This is a genomic window from Pseudorhodobacter antarcticus (assembly GCF_900110135.1).
GTDB classification, from domain to species: domain Bacteria; phylum Pseudomonadota; class Alphaproteobacteria; order Rhodobacterales; family Rhodobacteraceae; genus Pseudorhodobacter; species Pseudorhodobacter antarcticus.
Genome location: NZ_FOCO01000052.1, coordinates 1 through 19,337, shown reverse-complemented (window position 1 = coordinate 19,337; position 19,337 = coordinate 1). Strand labels below are relative to the sequence as shown.

General features: G+C 59.1%; 16 protein-coding genes and 1 pseudogene. 12 read left to right on the top strand and 5 right to left on the bottom strand.

Annotation, left to right across the window (positions count from 1 at the left end; translation table 11 throughout):
* Positions 1-701: pseudogene (locus BMY36_RS20605) on the top strand (IS30 family transposase); the annotation flags it as partial.
* 37 nt (positions 702-738) lie between these two features.
* Here the strand turns inward: BMY36_RS20605 and clpB are convergent.
* Entirely contained in the window at positions 739-3,351 is a 2,613-nt protein-coding gene (gene clpB / locus BMY36_RS16850; protein ID WP_050519168.1) for an ATP-dependent chaperone ClpB, read from the bottom strand.
* Positions 3,352-3,572: 221 nt separating this feature from the next.
* Between clpB and BMY36_RS16845 the strand changes: the two genes are divergently transcribed.
* Positions 3,573-3,773 (top strand): hypothetical protein, encoded by a 201-nt coding sequence (locus tag BMY36_RS16845; RefSeq protein WP_050519167.1) that lies wholly within the window; start codon positions 3,573-3,575, stop codon positions 3,771-3,773.
* Here the strand turns inward: BMY36_RS16845 and BMY36_RS16840 are convergent.
* The gene (locus tag BMY36_RS16840) at positions 3,770-4,543 is read right to left on the bottom strand and encodes a hypothetical protein (RefSeq protein WP_050519166.1); all 774 of its coding nucleotides are present in this window, start codon (positions 4,541-4,543) and stop codon (positions 3,770-3,772) included. The genes BMY36_RS16845 and BMY36_RS16840 overlap by 4 nt on opposite strands.
* Before the next feature lie 130 nt (positions 4,544-4,673).
* Between BMY36_RS16840 and pyrF the strand changes: the two genes are divergently transcribed.
* The 5 genes from pyrF to radC all read left to right on the top strand — a co-directional run bounded on the left by pyrF (position 4,674) and on the right by radC (position 10,288).
* On the top strand, positions 4,674-5,369 hold the full coding sequence (gene pyrF, locus BMY36_RS16835; RefSeq protein WP_050519165.1) for an orotidine-5'-phosphate decarboxylase: 696 nt from the start codon (positions 4,674-4,676) through the stop codon (positions 5,367-5,369).
* A 13-nt stretch (positions 5,370-5,382) separates the two neighbouring features.
* Positions 5,383-6,003 carry a TIGR02466 family protein gene (locus BMY36_RS16830; protein ID WP_050519164.1) on the top strand — a complete coding sequence of 207 codons (621 nt, stop codon included), beginning with the start codon at positions 5,383-5,385 and terminating at the stop codon, positions 6,001-6,003.
* A 226-nt stretch (positions 6,004-6,229) separates the two neighbouring features.
* On the top strand, positions 6,230-8,134 hold the full coding sequence (gene dnaK, locus BMY36_RS16825) for a molecular chaperone DnaK (protein WP_050519163.1): 1,905 nt from the start codon (positions 6,230-6,232) through the stop codon (positions 8,132-8,134).
* A gap of 75 nt (positions 8,135-8,209) precedes the next feature.
* The gene (gene dnaJ / locus BMY36_RS16820) at positions 8,210-9,361 is read left to right on the top strand and encodes a molecular chaperone DnaJ (protein ID WP_050519162.1); all 1,152 of its coding nucleotides are present in this window, start codon (positions 8,210-8,212) and stop codon (positions 9,359-9,361) included.
* A gap of 168 nt (positions 9,362-9,529) precedes the next feature.
* Entirely contained in the window at positions 9,530-10,288 is a 759-nt protein-coding gene (gene radC, locus BMY36_RS16815) for a RadC family protein (RefSeq protein ID WP_050519161.1), read from the top strand.
* A 58-nt stretch (positions 10,289-10,346) separates the two neighbouring features.
* Here the strand turns inward: radC and BMY36_RS16810 are convergent, their stop codons facing one another.
* From BMY36_RS16810 to secA, 3 genes are all read right to left on the bottom strand, one after another.
* Positions 10,347-11,774, bottom strand: a complete 1,428-nt coding sequence (locus tag BMY36_RS16810; protein WP_244888692.1) for a phosphate ABC transporter substrate-binding/OmpA family protein — start codon at positions 11,772-11,774, stop codon at positions 10,347-10,349.
* 102 nt (positions 11,775-11,876) lie between these two features.
* Positions 11,877-12,839, bottom strand: coding sequence for a hypothetical protein (locus BMY36_RS16805; protein ID WP_050519159.1), 963 nt, complete (start codon positions 12,837-12,839; stop codon positions 11,877-11,879).
* A gap of 155 nt (positions 12,840-12,994) precedes the next feature.
* Entirely contained in the window at positions 12,995-15,691 is a 2,697-nt protein-coding gene (gene secA / locus BMY36_RS16800) for a preprotein translocase subunit SecA (RefSeq protein ID WP_050519158.1), read from the bottom strand.
* Positions 15,692-15,960: 269 nt separating this feature from the next.
* Between secA and BMY36_RS16795 the strand changes: the two genes are divergently transcribed.
* The 5 genes from BMY36_RS16795 to BMY36_RS20335 all read left to right on the top strand — a co-directional run.
* Positions 15,961-16,806, top strand: coding sequence for a peptidylprolyl isomerase (locus BMY36_RS16795; protein WP_082224799.1), 846 nt, complete (start codon positions 15,961-15,963; stop codon positions 16,804-16,806).
* Between the two features lie 23 nt (positions 16,807-16,829).
* Positions 16,830-18,245: a bifunctional glutamate N-acetyltransferase/amino-acid acetyltransferase ArgJ gene (gene argJ / locus BMY36_RS16790; protein WP_050519156.1), complete on the top strand. Its 1,416-nt coding sequence runs from the start codon at positions 16,830-16,832 to the stop codon at positions 18,243-18,245.
* A 97-nt stretch (positions 18,246-18,342) separates the two neighbouring features.
* Positions 18,343-18,741 (top strand): 8-oxo-dGTP diphosphatase MutT, encoded by a 399-nt coding sequence (mutT, locus tag BMY36_RS16785; RefSeq protein WP_050519155.1) that lies wholly within the window; start codon positions 18,343-18,345, stop codon positions 18,739-18,741.
* A 117-nt stretch (positions 18,742-18,858) separates the two neighbouring features.
* The gene (locus tag BMY36_RS20030; RefSeq protein WP_050519154.1) at positions 18,859-18,999 is read left to right on the top strand and encodes a hypothetical protein; all 141 of its coding nucleotides are present in this window, start codon (positions 18,859-18,861) and stop codon (positions 18,997-18,999) included.
* A gap of 103 nt (positions 19,000-19,102) precedes the next feature.
* A partial coding sequence (locus BMY36_RS20335; RefSeq protein ID WP_217646634.1) for a transposase occupies positions 19,103-19,337 on the top strand: 235 nt, incomplete at its 3' end.

Genomic DNA, 19,337 nt, shown 5'->3' with positions numbered 1-19,337 from the left:
AGCCGAAGGATCATGCGTCGCGGCAGGACTTCAACGACAGATGGGCAGACGAGGGGGCAGATCATCGATGCCGTGTCGATCCGCGACAGGCCGGCAGTGATTGAAGATCGTGCCATCCCTGGCCACTCATTGCCCGGCAGTGCATTTGCAAAGCAAAATGTCACGAGAGGGGGAAGGGGACCTTCTGATCGGTGCCAAAAACAGCCATATCGCAACGCTGGTAGAGCGCACCTCGCGCTTCGTGGTGCTGGTCAAGGTCGGCGGCAAGGACAGCGAGAGCGTTGTCGGTGCCCTGATCCGACAGGTTCAGAATCTGCCGCAGGGATTGATGGCATCGCTGACCTGGGATCGCGGAACCGAACTTGCGTATCATAGAAAGTGCAGCGTTGCGACGGATGTCAGCGTCTATTTCTGCGACCCCCGAAACCACCTCCCGGCAGATTTGCTTTGCAAATCGCCTGCCCGTTGCCCGGCAACGCATGCCAGCATGCGTGAGGGGGGGCAATGCTTGGCAACGTGGCAGCAACGAGAACACCAATGGTCTACTACGCCAATACTTCCCGAAAGGGACGGACCTGTCTGTCTACACGCAGTATGACCTCGATCAGGTTGCCTTACGCCTCAATACAAGGCCGAGAAAAACGCTTGGCTTCCAGACCACGGCTGATACCTTTGATCGAGCAGTTGCGCTGACCGGTTGAACCCACCGGCGCCTTTTTTAGGATGCCCTTTTTTTGTTCAATGAACCGGTGCTTCCAGGGGTTTTTCACCCTGTGAGGCGCTGACGCGGTCGCCGATCAGCAACCCGTCCGCGCTGGCAGACACCGCGATCGTGGCCCCGTCCAACACATCGCCCGACAAGATCATTTCCGCCAGCGGGTCTTGCAGGGTGCGCTGAATAACCCGCTTCAAAGGCCGCGCGCCGAACACCGGGTCATAGCCTTCATCGGCCAGCCATTGCAGCGCGTCCGCGTTCAAATCCAGCTTAATTTTGCGGGCTGCAAGCCGTTTTTCCAGCCGTTTCAACTGGATTGTCACAATCGCCGCCATATCCGTGCGCGCCAACCGATCAAAGATGATCGTTTCATCCAAGCGGTTCAGGAATTCGGGGCGGAAGTGACCGCGCACCGCCTCCATCACCTGTGCGCGCGCCGGGGCCGGGTCCGCGCCATCGGGCAGCTGGCTAAGGGCGACTGCGCCAAGGTTGGACGTCAGGATGATCAGCGTTTGCTTGAAATCCACCGTACGGCCCTTCCCATCGGTCAGCACCCCATCATCCAGCACTTGCAGCAGCACGTTGAACACATCTGGGTGCGCCTTTTCCACCTCATCAAACAGCACGACTTGATATGGCCTGCGGCGCACCGCCTCGGTCAGCACCCCACCTTCGTCATAACCGACATAGCCTGGGGGCGCACCGATCAACCGGCTAACCGCATGTTTTTCCATGAATTCGGACATATCAATCCTCACCATGGCCTGGTCATCATCAAACAGGTATTCGGCAACCGCCTTGGTCAATTCGGTTTTGCCCACGCCGGTTGGCCCCAGAAACAGGAACGAACCCAGCGGCCGGTTTTCATCATTCAGCCCTGCCCGCGCGCGGCGCACAGCATTGGCCACGGCTTTCAGCGCCTTGTGCTGGCCGATCACGCGTTTGCCCAGCTGATCTTCCATTTTCAGCAGCTTTTCGCGGTCCCCTTCCAGCATTTTGGTCGTGGGGATGCCGGTCCAGCGTTCCACCACTTCGGCGATCTGTTCGGGCCGCACCGCCTCGGACACCAGCGCATCGGATTCCAGCCCTTCCTGCGCGGCCAGTTGTTTTTCCAACTGCGGGATGATGCCATAAGACAACTCGCCGGCTTTGCCCAGATTGCCTTCGCGCTTGGCCGCATCCAGATCAGCGCGCGCGCGGTCCAGCTTTTCCTTCAGCTCGCGACCTGATTCCATCTTGTCGCGTTCGGATTGCCATTTTGCGGTCAGGCTGTCTGATTGCTCCATCAAATCGGCCAGTTCCTTTTCCAGCTTTTCCAAACGGTCCTTGCTGGCCGCGTCATCTTCTTTCTTCAACGCTTCCGCCTCAATCTGCAATTGCAGAATTTGGCGGTCGAGTTGATCGAGTTCCTCAGGCTTGCTGTCCACTTCCATGCGCAAACGGCTGGCCGCCTCGTCCATCAAATCAATCGCTTTGTCGGGCAAAAACCGATCTGTGATATAGCGGTGCGACAAGGTGGCGGCGGCGACCAAGGCAGAGTCCGAAATCCGCACGCCGTGGTGCATTTCATACTTGTCCTTGATGCCGCGCAGGATGGAAATGGTGTCTTCCACCGTCGACTCCTCCACCATCACGGGTTGGAAACGCCGCGCAAGGGCCGCATCTTTTTCCACATATTTGCGGTATTCATCCAGCGTGGTGGCCCCCACGCAATGCAATTCACCCCGCGCCAGCGCCGGTTTGATCAGATTGGCCGCGTCCATCGCGCCATCCGCCTTGCCCGCACCAACCAGCGTGTGCATTTCGTCGATGAACAAAATCACCTCGCCCGCCGCCGCTTCAATCTCCTTCAGGATGGATTTCAGACGCTCCTCAAACTCCCCCCGATATTTCGCGCCCGCAATCAATGCGCCCATATCCAGCGCCATCAGGCGTTTGTTGCGCAAGGATTCCGGCACATCGCCATCGACAATCCGCAGGGCCAACCCTTCGGCAATCGCGGTTTTGCCCACGCCGGGTTCACCAATCAACACCGGGTTATTTTTGGTGCGGCGCGACAGCACCTGCATGGTGCGGCGGATCTCCTCATCGCGGCCAATGATCGGGTCAATTTTACCGTCCCGCGCCGCTTGGGTCAGGTCGCGCGCATATTTCTCCAGCGCCTCATAGCTGTCCTCGGCACTCGCACTATCCGCCTTGCGCCCTTTGCGAATGTCATTGATCGCAGCGTTCAGGTTTTGCGCCGTGATCGCACCCGCCACCAGCGCGTCCTTTGCGTTGGTGTTGGTCATCGCCAAGGCCACCAAAATCCGCTCTACGGGCACAAAACTGTCCCCGGCCTTTTTGGCCAGCTTTTCCGCCTCATCCAGCACCCGCACGGTTGCCGGGTCCATATAGGGCTGCGCATCGCCCGACACTTTGGACATTTTCCCAAGCGTCAGCGCCAGCGCATCCACCACCGCTTTGGGGTCGCCGCCAGCGCGCGTGATCAGGTTGGATGCCATGCCCTGATCATCATCCATCAACGCTTTCAGCAGGTGTTCGGGGGAAAGGCGCTGATGGCTTTCGCGCAGCGCAATCGTTTGGGCAGCCTGCAAAAAGCCGCGCGACCGTTCCGTGAACTTTTCCAAATTCATCGGTATTCTCCTTTGTTGATAAGCGCCCGGCGTTTGGATGCCCAATTCTGGCACATCCCGGTTTCGGGCCTCGGGGCTATTTTACGACCTCAGGTTAAATTTGGGGGCACGCCTGCACCAATTCAAGCGTTTGTGACCGCGCAGGCCCTAAAAATTCGGAAACTAAATCTTCATTTATGCGTTGTTAAGTATAGACAGCGCCCCAACCGACAGGAATCATCATGGCCCGATCTGCCGTTCGCATTGCCACCGTCGTTTACGATGCCGCCCGCCGCAGCTTTCACGGCGCGGTGGAATTTTTCACGCCCGGCCTGCCCATGCCCCTGCGCATCGGCGTCACGCTGCCGGGCCCGCACAACATTGACCATGCAATGTTGGTGCGTGGCCTTGTGCGCGCCGCCGAACGGCAAATCCTGCGCTAACCCTTCGCCTTTGGTGTCAGCAATTTCGCAGGCCGCATCGCCTCGGCTGCTTTGAACAAGCTAAACGTCTGGTTAACGTAATTCACCGCGCCTGAGATTTTTTCCATATAGGCTTCCAGCTCCGCCGTGCGCTCCGCCTCCACCAACTGCACGGGGCGGTCGGGGCCAACCGCCTCAAACTGGCAATAAAACAGCGGCTCACCCCGGCGCAAAATCAGGTCTTTGGTCGGATCATGCCATTCAAACGCCCACATCAACGGGCGCGGCCACAGGTTCAACGGGAACCGCCCGCCGAAAATCGTGCCGGGCATCGGGTCGGGACGGTAATGCGCAAAGGTGCCAAGCTGGGTCAAATATACCGTTTCATCCGCGATGAAACAGTATGGCAGCATCAACTGCACCGTGGGGCGGTCGGGAAACCGCCATTCCGCCTCGCTCACCAACACCAAAACATCCGATATTTTATTGGCCCGAATGGGCGACGCCGCCCCCGCCCGGTTGATCAAATGCGCTTTGCCCTTGTCATCGCGCCCAAACCCGATGTGCAAATCAAACGGGCATTTCACCACAAAATACCGGCTTTCCATTTGAATAACGGCGGGGCAGCGGCTGGCCGATTTCGCATGGGTTTTGCTGGTTTGGCGCACGATCAACCGCTCTGGCGGGTCATACAGCACCGCCCCTTTGTCCTTGGCCAAAAACCACCCCACCGTAACAGGGCCCGCACCCGGTCCCTCATCACGGCGTTCAAATTCTAACGATACCTGCATAACCGCCTCGCATGTCTATTTTGCGCCAAGTGAATCGCGCCACAGCGCCCAAGTCAATGCGCAGCGCTTGACACACCCCGCAATAGCGCCCATCACGCAGCGGTTTTGCAAAATTCAAAGGGGAAACAACATGGCCGATGACCGTTTGATCGTGGCGCTGGATGTGCCAAACATCGTGCAAGGCATGCAAATCGCGCAGGCGCTTGGCGATACCGTGTCGTTTTACAAAATCGGCTTGGGCATGTTGACCGGTGGCGGGCTGGCCCTTGCGAATGAATTAAAGCAAGACCACGGCAAGCGCATTTTCCTTGATATGAAGTTTTTTGATATCGGCGCCACCGTCGAATCCGCCGTGCGCGGCATCGCCCAATATGACCTTGATTTTCTGACCGTCCACGGCGACCCGCAAGTGGTGCGCGCCGCCAAACAAGGGGCCGCTGGCACCAACCTGAAAATCCTCGGCGTCACCATCCTCACCTCGCTGGACCGCGCCGATCTGGACGCCAACCTGATCAAACCCGGCGACCTTGCGCAAATCACGCTGGAACGCGCCAATAACGCGCTAGAGGCGGGCGCAGACGGCGTGATCGCCAGCCCGCAAGAAGCGGCGCAAATCCGCGCCCTGTCCATTGCCCAAGGCCGCCTTATCGTCACCCCCGGCGTGCGCCCCACAGGCTCGCCCAGTGACGACCAAAAACGCACCGCCACCCCCGCGCAGGCCATCGCGGCCGGGGCCGATCATATCGTCGTGGGCCGCCCCATTTGGCAACACGCCAACCCCCGATTGGCCGCGCAAACCCTGCTGGCCGAATTGCCCCCCCAATAATCGGACCCCCAAAATGCCCCAAATCAACAGCCTTTTCGTCACCCGCCTGTACCGCGCCAACCTCGCGGAACTCGGCAAATCCCCTACGCCCGAACAGCTGGAGGATACTTGCCTCGCCATCGCCGAAGATGACACCGCAGGTCAGGATTGGTGCGAAGAAAACCAGTTTCCCGGCTACACCTCCTATGCCTCGCTCGATGATTTGGGCTGGCGCGACCCGGTGTTCAAAGACCTGATCAAAGCGATCGACAAACATGTGGCCGCTTTCGCCACCGACCTCGCCTTTGATCTGAACGGCAAAAAGCTGAAACTTGACAGCATTTGGATAAATATCCTGCCCCAAGGCGGCATCCACACCTCGCACATCCACCCCCACAGCGTGATCAGCGGCACAACTTACGTCGCAGTGCCAAAGGGCGCAGGCGCGCTAAAGCTAGAGGATCCGCGCCTGCCCATGATGATGGCCGCCCCCACCCGCACCAAAACCGCCCCCGACATGCTGAAAACCTTTGTCTCCATCGCCCCCGAACCCGGCGAGATTTTGCTATGGGAAAGCTGGCTGCGCCACGAAGTGCCGATGAATATGTCCGATGATGACCGCATCAGCATCAGCTTTAACTACGGCTGGGGCTAATCGGGGCCAGTCCTTAGCCAGTTCCTAACAATCCCGGCGCAATTTCTGGCAATTCAATTGCAAAACCACCGCGCCGGGTGCTTGCAGGGGCGAAATCCCGCCCCTATATACCCCCAGTAGCCGGAAATGGCGGACATACCGCGCCGTCTACAACTGGGATCGGGGATCAGGGGCCATAACGGGCCTGACCCCCACAACATCGCCGCAGAAGAATGAGGAATGTATCATGGCCAAAGTCATCGGGATCGACCTCGGGACGACCAACTCTTGCGTAGCCATCATGGATGGTTCGCAGCCCCGGGTAATTGAAAATTCGGAAGGTGCGCGCACAACGCCCTCCATCGTCGGGTTCACGGAAACCGAACGCCTTGTCGGTCAGCCCGCCAAGCGCCAGGCGGTCACCAACCCCACAAACACCGTATTCGCGGTAAAACGCCTGATCGGCCGCCGCATTGACGACAGCCATGTCGCCAAGGACAAGAAAAACCTGCCCTACGACCTCGTCGATGGTGGCAATGGTGACGCTTGGGTAAAGGTGCGCGGCGAAAAATATTCGCCCAGCCAAATCTCGGCCTTCATCTTGGGCAAGATGAAAGAAACCGCTGAAAGCTATTTGGGCGAAGAAGTGACGCAGGCGGTTATCACCGTTCCTGCCTATTTCAACGACGCCCAGCGTCAGGCGACCAAGGACGCAGGCCGCATCGCCGGGTTGGAGGTGCTGCGCATCATCAACGAACCGACAGCCGCCGCACTCGCCTACGGCTTGGACAAAAAAGAAGCCCGCACCATCGCGGTCTATGACCTTGGCGGCGGTACATTCGACATCACGATTCTGGAAATCGACGATGGTTTGTTTGAAGTGAAATCCACCAACGGCGATACCTTCCTTGGTGGCGAAGATTTCGACATGCGCATCGTGAACTACCTCGCGGATGAATTCAAAAAAGAACATGCCATCGATCTGACCAAAGACAAAATGGCGCTTCAGCGTTTGAAAGAAGCGGCTGAAAAGGCGAAAATCGAACTGTCGTCCAGCCAGCAAACCGAAATCAACCAGCCCTTCATCTCGATGGGCAGCAACGGCCAGCCGCTGCACATGGTGATGAAGCTGACCCGCGCGAAACTGGAAAGCCTTGTGCTTGATCTGGTCAAAGCGTCGATCAAACCCTGTCAAGCCGCGTTGAAAGATGCTGGCCTGTCCACAGGCGACATCGACGAGGTGGTTCTGGTCGGCGGTATGACTCGCATGCCCCGCGTGATCGAAGAAGTGACTAAATTCTTTGGCAAAGAGCCGCACAAAGGCGTGAACCCGGATGAAGTTGTGGCCCTTGGTGCCGCCATTCAGGCTGGCGTTTTGCAAGGCGATGTCAAAGACGTGGTGCTGCTGGACGTAACCCCGCTTTCCTTGGGCATTGAAACCCGTGGCGGTATCTTCACCCGCCTGATCGATCGCAACACGACGATCCCCACGAAAAAGTCGCAAGTGTTCTCGACTGCCGAAGATAACCAAAACGCCGTTACCATCCGCGTGTTCCAAGGCGAACGGGAAATGGCGACAGACAACAAAATGCTCGGCCAGTTCAACCTTGAAGGTATCTTGCCCGCCCCCATGGGCATGCCGCAAATCGAAGTGACCTTTGACATTGACGCCAACGGCATCGTGTCGGTGGGCGCCAAGGACAAAGGCACAGGCAAAGCGCAGAACATCACCATTCAGGCCTCAGGTGGTCTGTCCGATGAAGACATCGAGAAAATGGTGAAAGACGCCGAAGAAAACGCCGAAGCCGACAAAGAACGCCGCGAATTGGTGGAAACCCGCAACCAAGCCGAAAGCTTGCTGCACTCCACCCGCAAATCGCTGGATGAACATGGCGACAAGGTGGACCCGTCCACCGTGGAAGCCATCGAATTTGCGATGGTGCCTTTGGAGGACGCTTTGAAGGCCGAAGATGCGGGCAAAATCAAATCCGGCATCCAAAACCTGACCGAAGCCGCCATGCGTCTGGGTGAGGCCATCTATAAGGCCAGCCAAGAGGCAGAAAGCGGCGAGGAGCCTGACGAAGCGCGCTCCGTCGATGATGACATCGTCGATGCGGACTTTGAAGATCTGGGCGAGAAAAAGCGGAAGTAACACCGCGCGAACGACATCAGGGGCGGCCTTGTCCAAAGGGCCGCCCTTCTGCCGTTCAAAAAGCAGGGGTTTGCCATGGCAAAACGTGACTATTACGAAGTGCTGGGGGCCGCGCGCGGCGCATCCGCAGAAGAGCTGAAAAAAGCGTATCGCACCAAAGCGAAAGAGCTGCACCCAGACCGCAATTCTGACAACCCAAAGGCCGAAGATCAGTTCAAAGAAGTGAACGAAGCCTATGAGGTGCTAAAAGATGCCGATAAAAAAGCCGCCTATGACCGCTATGGCCACGCGGCCTTTGACGGCGGCATGGGCCAGGCGCGCGGCGGCCGTCCAGGCCAAGGCGGCAACGGCGATTTCGCAAGCGCATTTTCCGACGTGTTTGAGGATTTGTTCGGCGATTTCATGGGCGGCCAGCGCGGCGGCGGCGGTCGGTCGCGCGCACAACGCGGCTCCGATCTGCGCTATAACCTGCGGGTATCGCTGGAAGAAGCCTTTGCTGGTATCCAAAAAACCATCAACGTGCCCGCATCTGTTGCATGCGAACCCTGCCGTGGCTCCGGTGCCGAAGGCGGCGCAGAACCCATCACTTGCCCCACCTGTTCGGGCATGGGCAAAGTGCGCGCGCAACAAGGGTTTTTCACCGTTGAACGCACTTGCCCCACCTGCAACGGCATGGGCCAAACCATCAAAAACCCCTGCAAGAAATGCGCAGGCGCGGGCCGGGTGGAACAAGAACGCGCGCTGTCGGTCAACATTCCGGCAGGCGTTGAAACCGGCACCCGCATCCGCCTTGCGGGCGAGGGTGAGGCCGGATTGCGCGGCGGCCCGGCGGGCGATTTGTACATCTTCATCGAGGTCCGCGAGCACGCGATTTTTCAACGCGAAGGTGTGCATTTGTTTTGCCGCGTGCCCGTGACCATGGCGACCGCTGCCCTAGGGGGCGAGGTAGAGGTGCCCACAATCGACGGCGGAAAAAGCCGGGTGAAAGTGCCGGGTGGCAGCCAAACCGGCAAACAAATGCGCCTGCGGTCCAAAGGCATGCCCGCTCTGCGCGGCGGCGGCGTTGGCGATATGCTGATCGAATTGGCGGTGGAAACGCCGGTGAACCTGACCAGCCGCCAAAAAGAAATGCTGCGTGAGTTTGAAAAAATGTCCGAGGATAACAACCCCGAAGGACGGAGTTTCTTCTCCAAAGTAAAGACATTTTGGGATGTGATGAAAGGCTAAGGGGCGGCCAAAGGCGCGGGCATCGAGCCCCCGCCTTTGGCGCTGACGCGTCTTTTTCTTTTGGCGATGAGGGCGTGGCCCCTGCCAAGGAGGTATTTTTACCAAGACGAATTGAGAAGTTCGGTTTGGTTAACCTTTCCTTTACCAAAGTCGCAGCAGAGTTGGCGCATGAGCCAACCCCGCGCCTTTCACGAAGCCCCGATGCCGCTGTTTGCGGAGATGGATGAGGTTGTGCCCAGTGGAGCAGCCAAAATCCCGTCCTATTTGGCCGATCATCGCAAACGCTTGCGCACCCGGTTTATGGAGGGTGGGGCGGCGGCCATGCCGGATTATGAGATGTTGGAACTGGTGCTGTTTCGCGCCATTCCCCGGCAGGATGTCAAACCCCTTGCCCGGCGGCTGTTGGACACGTTTGGCGATTTCAACCGCGTGCTCACTGCCCCCCCGGCACGGCTGGTCGCGGTGCAAGGGGTTGGCGACGCCGTCGTGCAAGAGTTGAAGATTGTGGAGGCCGCGGCCCAACGCATGATGCGCGCGCGGGTAATGAACCGCCCCGTACTGTCGTCTTGGGATGCGTTGCTGGATTATTGCCACACGGCCATGGCGCACCGTGAAACCGAACAGTTCCGCATCCTGTTTTTGGATCGCAAGAATGTGCTGATCGCAGATGAAGAGCAAGCGCGCGGCACCGTCGATCATGTCCCCGTCTATCCGCGTGAGGTGGTGAAGCGCGCGCTGGAATTGAACGCCAGTGCATTGATTTTGTTGCACAATCACCCCTCAGGCGACCCCACACCATCGGAGGCGGATATCGTGATGACGGGCCAAGTGCAGGACGCAGCGCAAGTGTTGGGGATATCGCTGCATGACCATTTGATCATTGGCAAGGAACGAGAGCTGAGTTTTCGCGCTGCCGGGTATTTGTAGGCCGCGCAAGGGTGCAGGTCGCATGTGATCGGCGTGTCGCAACCCTGCGCAGCGCTTGCTAAGGGGCCGCACTCGGCCGTGGATGCAGCCACAATTCGACGCGGCGGTTGATTTGGCGACCCGTGGCGGTGGTGTCGCAGGCCATTGGCAGCGCCTCACCAAACGCCTTCACCTGCGGCAATTGCGCCTCGGTCAGGTCCGGCGCAAGCGCCATCAACGCCGCGCGCACCGCGTCGGCCCGGTTTTTGGACAAGGCCAAATTCACATCTGCCGCTCCCGACCCATCAGAAAACCCGGCCAGCACCAAATCCTGCCCCGCAAACCGCCCGGCCCCGATGTGACGTGCCAAATCCGCCAAGTTATCCGCGGAATGGGCGTCCAACTGCGTCGAACCATCTTGAAACCGAAACGTCAGCGACAAACGCTGCCCCCCGGTCATCGCGGCGGCAAGGCGTTGCAGCGCGGCCAAATCCACCCCCGCCCCCGCATTGCGAATGGCCCCCAACAGCCGCGCGCCATCTTGTGTCAAAGGCGCAAAGCCAAGGCTGCGGTCGATATACCCCGCACCCACCACGGCCGCCGCCGCCGTATCACTGGCCAGATATTCCAAAAATTCGCGCAGCAGCAGGGGTTGGCGATACCGCCCCACGCCCATAAACAACGGCGCGGTCAGGGGGTAATCCTCAGCCTTGATCGCCAAGGGGGTGGCCGCATACGGAAAATCGCACGCATCTGTCAGGGGCAAGGCCCGCGCCGCCCCCTGTTCGGATCGCCCTGTCAGGGCCACTGCCCACGGGTCGCGCGCCACAACCGCCGCCAGCGTTGCTGCATCAAAATGGCGCGGCCCTGCAGGCATACCCCCGACGCGAGCGCGAATGGGGGCCGCAAGCGCCACCCCATCGGCCAACCCATGCACCACAATCGGCATATCCGGACCGCCAATCTCTTGCCAATTCGTCACCCGCCCCGACAGCGCCGCCGCCAAATCCGTGCTACGGATCACGGAAAACATATTGCTTGCCGCCACAATCGGCACCAACGCCTCTAGGCCCAGCGTGTGGTTGCGCAGCGCGCTGTGCGGCACAAAACCGATGGTCAAGCTGGCACGGCGCGACAGCACCGCTGCCAGTGCCGCATCATCATCCATCGGCAAAAACCGAATACGCGCAAGGGTTTGGCCTGTTGCAGGGTCGCGAACCTCCGCCACCTCACCCGGCACAAACCCAAGGCTGCGGCTGGCCGCAAACCCCGCAAACAGCGGCTCCAGCAACCGCCCCGCAGGCCCTTCTGGCCCCACAACGTCGATCACGGCCAATGGCGCTGTCAAATTCGGGCAGGCAGGGCCGTCGCAAATCACGCCTTCGGCGGCCACGGTCAACCCACCATAAACCGTTTCAATCCGGTAAAATTCGCCATCAAAACTGACCAATTGCCCATTCAGCGCCAGCCCCCCATCGCGGGCGGTCAGCGTGATATCTTGCGCCACAGCCGCTTGCGCAAAAAGAAGCGCTGCGAAAACCGCAGCGCCCCTTAACCTATGCAGCAAAAACCGCAACAAACTCTTTCGCATGTGCCCCCGCGCGAAACCTTAATTGGCTGCGGCCAGTTTCAGGTCAGGCAACGGATTGTTCAACACCAGAACGTCACCAATCGCATCACAATCGGGCGTTGCCATCGTCAGGTCGGTTTTTGTCACACTTCCAGCCTCGCTAAACAGCACTTCGCCCAGCAATTCGCGGTTGCATGTCGCCTCCGTCACCTCCGCTTCGATGGTCAAATCAACCGCCTCCGCCAAATCGACTGGAAAAGTGTACACTTGCGCCATCATCGGCAACGGCGCTGTTTGATCGCCTAACACGGTCAAATACCCACCCTTTACCGGCACATTCGGCAACCGCCGCGCCGGATTGGCCGCCGACACGTGCCCTACTGTGCCAAATTCCGCGCCATTTTCAAACGCGTTCAGCGCAAAGGCATCATCGGCCACCCATTGCACCGCGAATCGGCGATACATCGCAAGGTCAGGCAGCGCCTCCGCCCCGTTCGCTTCAACGCCATCGCTGAAATACACGGACACTTGCCCGCGCGCCTCCAGCCCCGGCAAGGTGGTGAACAACGACCCCGAAGGAGAGGTCATGGCCGTCACCGCCAGCCCCCCGTGCCGGATCACCACACGTTCAGACGGGCGGCAAGGTGCGATCAACGTCAGGTCCAACCGCGCTTCAGACATCGCCATAACGTCCAACTGCAAGGGGCAGGCCGCATCTGCCACCGCCGCCTGATCTGCCATCTCAGGCACCACTTCTGGTGCTGCAACGACATCCGGCGCAGGCGGGCCAAACGCGGCCTCCGGCAGCATTGGCGCTTTGACGGCAGGGGTGGCCACCTCGGGCGATCCCAGACCAGCGGCCAGCGGCGTAATGCCCTGCGGGATCGGTGCGGCGGCCATCTGTTCCGGCGCGCCCCCAAGCCCGTTTTGCATCAGATGCCCAGCCCCAAGGGCCAAAGCAAGCGTGCCGATAGCCATTGCCAATTTGCGCTTCATTTCCATCACGGACCTCCTAAGGGTCAAGGTATCCAGATGGGGATAGGCACCAAGCAAGGCGCGCTTATGGCAGGAATGGGGAATGTTTCCAGCAAAGCGGGCAAATTTGCCCAATCCTCGCCACAAAAAAGGGGCGGAAAACCCGCCCCCTCACCAGACAATCAGGCGATTTTGCCGTGACAATGTTTGAATTTATCGCCCGACCCGCAAGGGCAGGGGTCATTGCGCCCCGGATCACCCCAGCTTGCAGGGTTTTCCGCGTCAAATCCGTCTTTCGCACGCAGCGCATTATCCGCCAAGGCAACCGGCTCCGGCGTGCCAGCCGCCGCGCGCTGTTGGGCCATATACTGCTCCAACATCGTCTTTTGCTCTGACTCTGACAGCGGGCGCACTTGTGCCAATCGCTGCGACACATCTTGGCGCAACGAATTCAACATGGATTCAAACAGCGAAAACCCTTCGGTTTTATACTCCGACAGCGGGTCGCGCTGCGCATAACCCCGGAACCCCACGACAGACCGCAAATGTTCCAGCGTCAGCAAATGCTCGCGCCATTTCGCATCAATCGTTTGCAGCAACACCTGCTTTTCGATGTTGCGCATGGTTTCGGGTCCAAACGCTGCCAGCTTTTCCGCCATCATCGTGTCGGACGCTTCGCAAATCCGCTCACGCATCAACTCGTGGTCCACGCCTTCCTCGGCAGTCCACGCGGCCACAGGCACATCCAACGCCAACCGTTCCACCAGTGCCGCGGCCAACCCATCGGCGTTCCACTGATCGGCATAGGATTTTGGCGGCAGGAAATCATCAATCAAATCGTCGATCACATGGTGGCGCATATCCTCGGCAATCTCACCAAGGTCTTGGCTTTCCATAATCTCCAACCGCTGGCTGAAAATAGCCTTGCGCTGGTCGTTCATCACATCGTCAAACTTCAACAACTGCTTGCGAATGTCAAAGTTGCGGCCTTCCACCTTGGCCTGCGCTTTTTCCAAACTTTTGTTGACCCACGGGTGAACAATCGCCTCGCCTTCCTTCATGCCCAGCTTGGACAGCACAGAATCCAACCGTTCGGACCCGAAAATCCGCATCAGGTCATCTTCAAGCGACAAAAAGAACGAAGACCGCCCCGGATCGCCCTGCCGCCCGGACCGCCCGCGCAACTGGTTGTCAATCCGGCGCGATTCGTGGCGTTCAGTGCCCAACACAAACAGGCCCCCCGCCGCAATCACGCGGGCTTTCTCGTCTGCATGTTCCGCTTCAATCCGCGCGCGAATAACATCCGGCTCCGCCTCAGGGTCGGCGGCCAACGCCTCCAACACCTTCATTTCAACATTGCCGCCCAGCTGAATATCGGTGCCGCGCCCGGCCATGTTCGTCGCAATCGTCACCGCGCCAAATTTCCCGGCATCCGCCACAATCTGCGCTTCTTGTTCGTGCTGGCGGGCGTTCAGCACATTGTGCACCACCCCGTCCACCTTCAACATCTCCGACAATTGTTCAGATTTCTCAATCGACGTGGTGCCGACCAAAATCGGCTGCCCCTTTTCCGTGGCCTCCTTGATAGACTTCACCACGCCTTCAAACTTTTCGCGCGCGGTGCGGTACACTTGGTCGTGATCATCCACCCGCGCGATGGGGCGGTTGGTGGGCACTTCGACCACGCCAAGGCCGTAAATCTCCATAAACTCCTCGGCCTCGGTTTTCGCCGTGCCGGTCATGCCGCCCAATTTATTGTACAGGCGGAAATAGTTTTGGAACGTCACCGATGCCAGCGTCACGTTTTCGGGCTGGATGGTCACGCCCTCCTTGGCCTCAATCGCTTGGTGCAACCCGTCCGACAACCGCCGCCCGCGCATCATGCGGCCCGTAAATTCGTCGATCAGCATCACCTCACCATCACGCACCATATATTGCTGGTCGCGCTGAAACAGCGTGTTGGCCCGCAGCGCTTGGTTAACGTGATGCACCAATGTAGTGCTTTCAGGGTCATACAAATTCTGCCCCTCTGGCAACAAACCCGCCTCGCGCAAACGGTTTTCAATAAACTCGTTGCCTTCCTCGGTATAGGTGACGTTGCGGGTCTTTTCGTCCAGCTTGTAATGCTCGGGCAAAATCTCGGGGATCAGCGCGTTCATGGTGGTGTACAAATCGCTGCGGTCCTGTGACGGGCCGGAAATGATCAACGGCGTGCGCGCCTCGTCAATCAAGATGCTGTCCACCTCATCGACAATCGCATAAAAATGCCCACGCTGCGACATATCCTCGATCGACGATTTCATGTTGTCGCGCAGGTAATCAAACCCCAACTCGTTGTTGGTCGCATAGGTAATGTCGGCCTTATACGCCGCGCGCTTTTCATCATCGGGCTGGTACGGGTACACAACCCCCGTGGTCAGGCCCAAGGCGCTGTAAACCTTGCTCATCCATTCGGCATCGCGCTTGGCCAGATAATCGTTCACGGTGACAATATGCACACCCTTGCCCGCCAGCGCGTTCAAATAGGCGGGGAACGTCGCCATCAGCGTCTTACCCTCACCCGTTTTCATCTCGGAAATATTGCCCTGATGCAGGAAAATCCCGCCTTTCAACTGCACATCAAACGCGCGCAGCCCCAACGCCCGGCGCGCGCCCTCCCGGCAATTGGCAAACGCTTCGGGCAGCAGGTCGTCCAGGCTTTCGCCCCCTTGCGCCCGCATCGCCAGACTTTCCGTTTTCGATTTGATTTCATCGTCCGTCAGGGCTTTGAATTCAGGCTCCAGCGCGTTGATCTTATCGACCAGCGGGCGAACCGATTTGACCTTGCGATCATTTGGCGATCCAAAGACCTTTTTGGCAAGTGTTCCCAGACCCAGCATGTTTTCTCCGTGGCACGTTCCTGCCATACCAGGGCTCCCTGATATGATCGTGCAAGCGTCTGGCCTTGCCCCCCCCCATTTGGTTGCTTAAATAGGGGTCAGGCCTGCGATGGCACGTCTTACACGACCTTTGCGATGTAAGCGGCACAACCGGGCAAGTCAACGTAGCGCAGTAACGCGGCATCAGCCTAAGGACGATAAAAATGGGTAAATCAGTGACTTTCGCGGCGGCTCTCGCCTTTTCCACGGCTCTGACCTCCACGCTGGCGATGGTCCCTGCAATCGCACAAACCGCCGCCCCCGTTGAAAATGCAGCACCCGCGGTCCCCCCCACCCCACCCGAAGGCGGCGCAAACGCAATCGTGGCCACCGTAAACGGCACCGACATCACACTGGGTCACATGATCGTGCTGCGCGCCAACCTGCCCGCACAATACCAATCCCTGCCCGATGATATCTTGTTCAAAGGCATCTTGGACCAATTGGTGCAACAAGCCGCAATGGCCCAAAGCGTCGAAGGAAAAACCACCCTGCGCGACACGCTGGCGATGGAAAATGACCGTCGCGGCTACCTCTCTGGCGTGGCGCTGCAAGCGGTCGCAGGCACGGCCGTCACCGATGCCGCCCTGCAAACCGCGTATGACGCGAAATTCGCGGATGCTGCGGAAACCAAAGAATACAACGCCGCCCACATCCTCGTGAAAACCAAGGAAGAGGCGGAAAAGATCAAAGCCGACATCACCGCAGGCGCTGCTTTCGCCGAAATGGCCGTGGCACATTCCTCCGATGGGGCAGCGGCCAATGGCGGCGATCTAGGCTGGTTTTCGGATGGCATGATGGTCCCACAGTTTCAGGACGCAGTGTTTGCAATGGCCGTCGGCGATGTCTCCGCGCCCGTCGAAACCCAATTCGGTTGGCACCTGATCCAACTCAAGGAAACCCGCATCAAATCCGCCCCCACCTTGGATGACATGCGCGAAGAACTCGCCACTGAAATCGAACAAGCGGCGGTAGAGGCGCATATCAAATCCATCACCGACGCCGCCACCATCGCGCGCCCGGGCGAAGGGTTCGACCCCGCTTTGCTGCGCGACCTTTCACTGCTGGACAAATAATCAATAAACCGGGGGATCCCATCATGGCCAAAACCGACTGGAAATCCAAAACCAAGACGTTGAAGAAAAAGCTGAAAATGCTGAAAGCCGAGGTGGAGCTGCGCGTCCATGATGCCGCCCTCACCGTGGCGGCAACCACCACCTCTGCGACAACCGCCATCACTGATGCGGCGGCCTCCGCCGTCGCCTCGGTGAAAAAATCGGCCAAACTCGTCTCCCCCCTCGCCCCCAAAGGCGGCTTTCCAACCCTGCCCGCCATTGCAGGCGTGGAATTTTCCGCGGCCGCGGCAGGCATCAAATACAAAAACCGCACCGATGTTACCTTGATACGCCTCGCCCCCGGCACATCCATCGCAGGCGTGTTCACCAAATCCACCACCCGCGCGGCCTGCGTACTGGATTGCCAATCCAAACTCGCGACCAAAGTGCCCGCCGGGTCCGGGGCCGCGATCATCGTCAACTCCGGCAACTCCAACGCATTCACCGGCGCATTGGGCCAAAAATCAGTCAGCGCAGTCACAGGCGGCGTGGCAAAGGCGCTTGGCCTCCCCGCCTCCCGCGTGTTCTCCTCCTCCACCGGCGTCATCGGCGAACCCCTGCCCCACGACCGCATCCTCGCCGCAATCCCCGCCCTCACCACCGACTTGCGCAGCGACGCCATCGCCATGGCCGCCAACGCGATCATGACCACCGACACCTTCCCCAAAGGCGCCAGCGCCACGATCCAAGGTGATGGCGGCCCCATCCACATCGCAGGCATCGCCAAAGGGTCGGGCATGATCGCGCCCGACATGGCCACTATGCTCGTCTACATCTTCACCGATGCCAAAATCTCGCCCACCATCTTGCAACGCATGCTGACCCGCACCACGGATACCACCTTCAACGCGATCACCGTCGACAGCGACACCTCCACCTCCGACGCGCTCCTCCTCTGCGCCACCGGCCAAAGCACCGCCGCACCCCTGAAAGGGGCCACCGCCAAAGCGTTTGAGGCGGCTTTGCACACCGTCATGCTCGACCTCGCCAAACAAGTCACCCGCGATGGCGAAGGGGCGACCAAACTCGTCGAAATCCAAATCACCGGTGCCGCAACCGACCATGATGCGCATCTCGCCGGCATGGCCATCGCCAACTCCCCCTTGGTCAAAACCGCAATCGCAGGCCAAGATGCCAATTGGGGCCGCGTCGTCATGGCGATCGGAAAATCCGGCGCGCAAGCCGACCGCGACAAACTCTCCATCCGCTTTGGCGACCTTCTGGTGGCCGAAAAAGGCTGGCGCAGCCCAAAATACTCCGAAGATGATACCTCCGCCTATATGAAAAACGACGAAATCATCATCCGCGTCGATATGGGCCTTGGCAAAGCGAAAAAGACCGTGTGGACCTGCGACCTCACCCACGGCTACATCGACATTAACGCCGACTACCGCTCCTAACTTTTTCTGTTCATAAATATCCTCGGGCGGGGGTCTGGGGGAGGGCAGATAGCCCTCCCCCAGCGGTTGCCCAAAAGCCCGACCCAGAAAGCCACGCATGAAAATCATCCTCGTCTCCGCCGTGGCCCTTATCGACGTTGATGGCCGCATCCTGCTGGCCCAACGCCCCCCCGGCAAATCGCTGGCGGGCCTATGGGAATTTCCCGGTGGCAAGGTGGAACCCGGCGAATCCCCCGAAACCGCCCTCATCCGGGAGCTGCAAGAGGAGTTGGGCATCGACACCCACGCCTCCTGCCTCGCCCCCCTCACCTTCGCCAGCCATGCCTACCCCGATTTTCATCTGCTCATGCCGCTGTTCGCCTGCCGCAAATGGACCGGCATCCCCACGGGCCGCGAAGGACAAAACCTCGCGTGGGTCCGCGCCGACAAACTGCGCGACTATCCCATGCCCCCCGCCGATCTGCCGCTTATCCCCATCCTGCGCGACTGGCTGTGACCGCCGGAAAATAATGCACATTCCGCACGATTATTGCGTGCAAGCCCCAAAATTCAGCTAGATTTTGATCAATTACTGTATATCTTGAAACAACCCCTCTAACAGGGGGATTTAGCAATGCTCAGAACAATCACCATAGGAAGCTACGTTTCGGTGCAGGGCTTGCAAGTCGGGCAAACACCGGACGGGATGTTGATCGTCCGCGTCGATGAAAAAAACTATGTCGGTCGGCCCGTCATCACCACCCGCAAGTCTTAAGTAAGCGTCCGGTCTGACTGCCCTGCCTGCGTGATGGAGTGGGTGATAGTGTCCACCATCGGTAGTGGACATCTTGCGGTCGGTGATGGCGGGGGAGAAGGGTTTGAAGAATCGGATCTGGTCGGATGACGAGAAGCGCACGATTTGCGCGCAGACGTTGACGCCGGGCGTTTCGGTTGCACAGGTTGCGCGGCGCTATTCGATGAACGCGAACCTGATTTTCAAATGGCTGAAGGATACCCGGTTCGCGCCAGTGGAGGGTGGATCGTCGCCCGAGGAGAGTATCGCTCTTGAGGGTGTTTTTCTTCCGGTCGAGATAGAAACGTCCACCTTGAAAA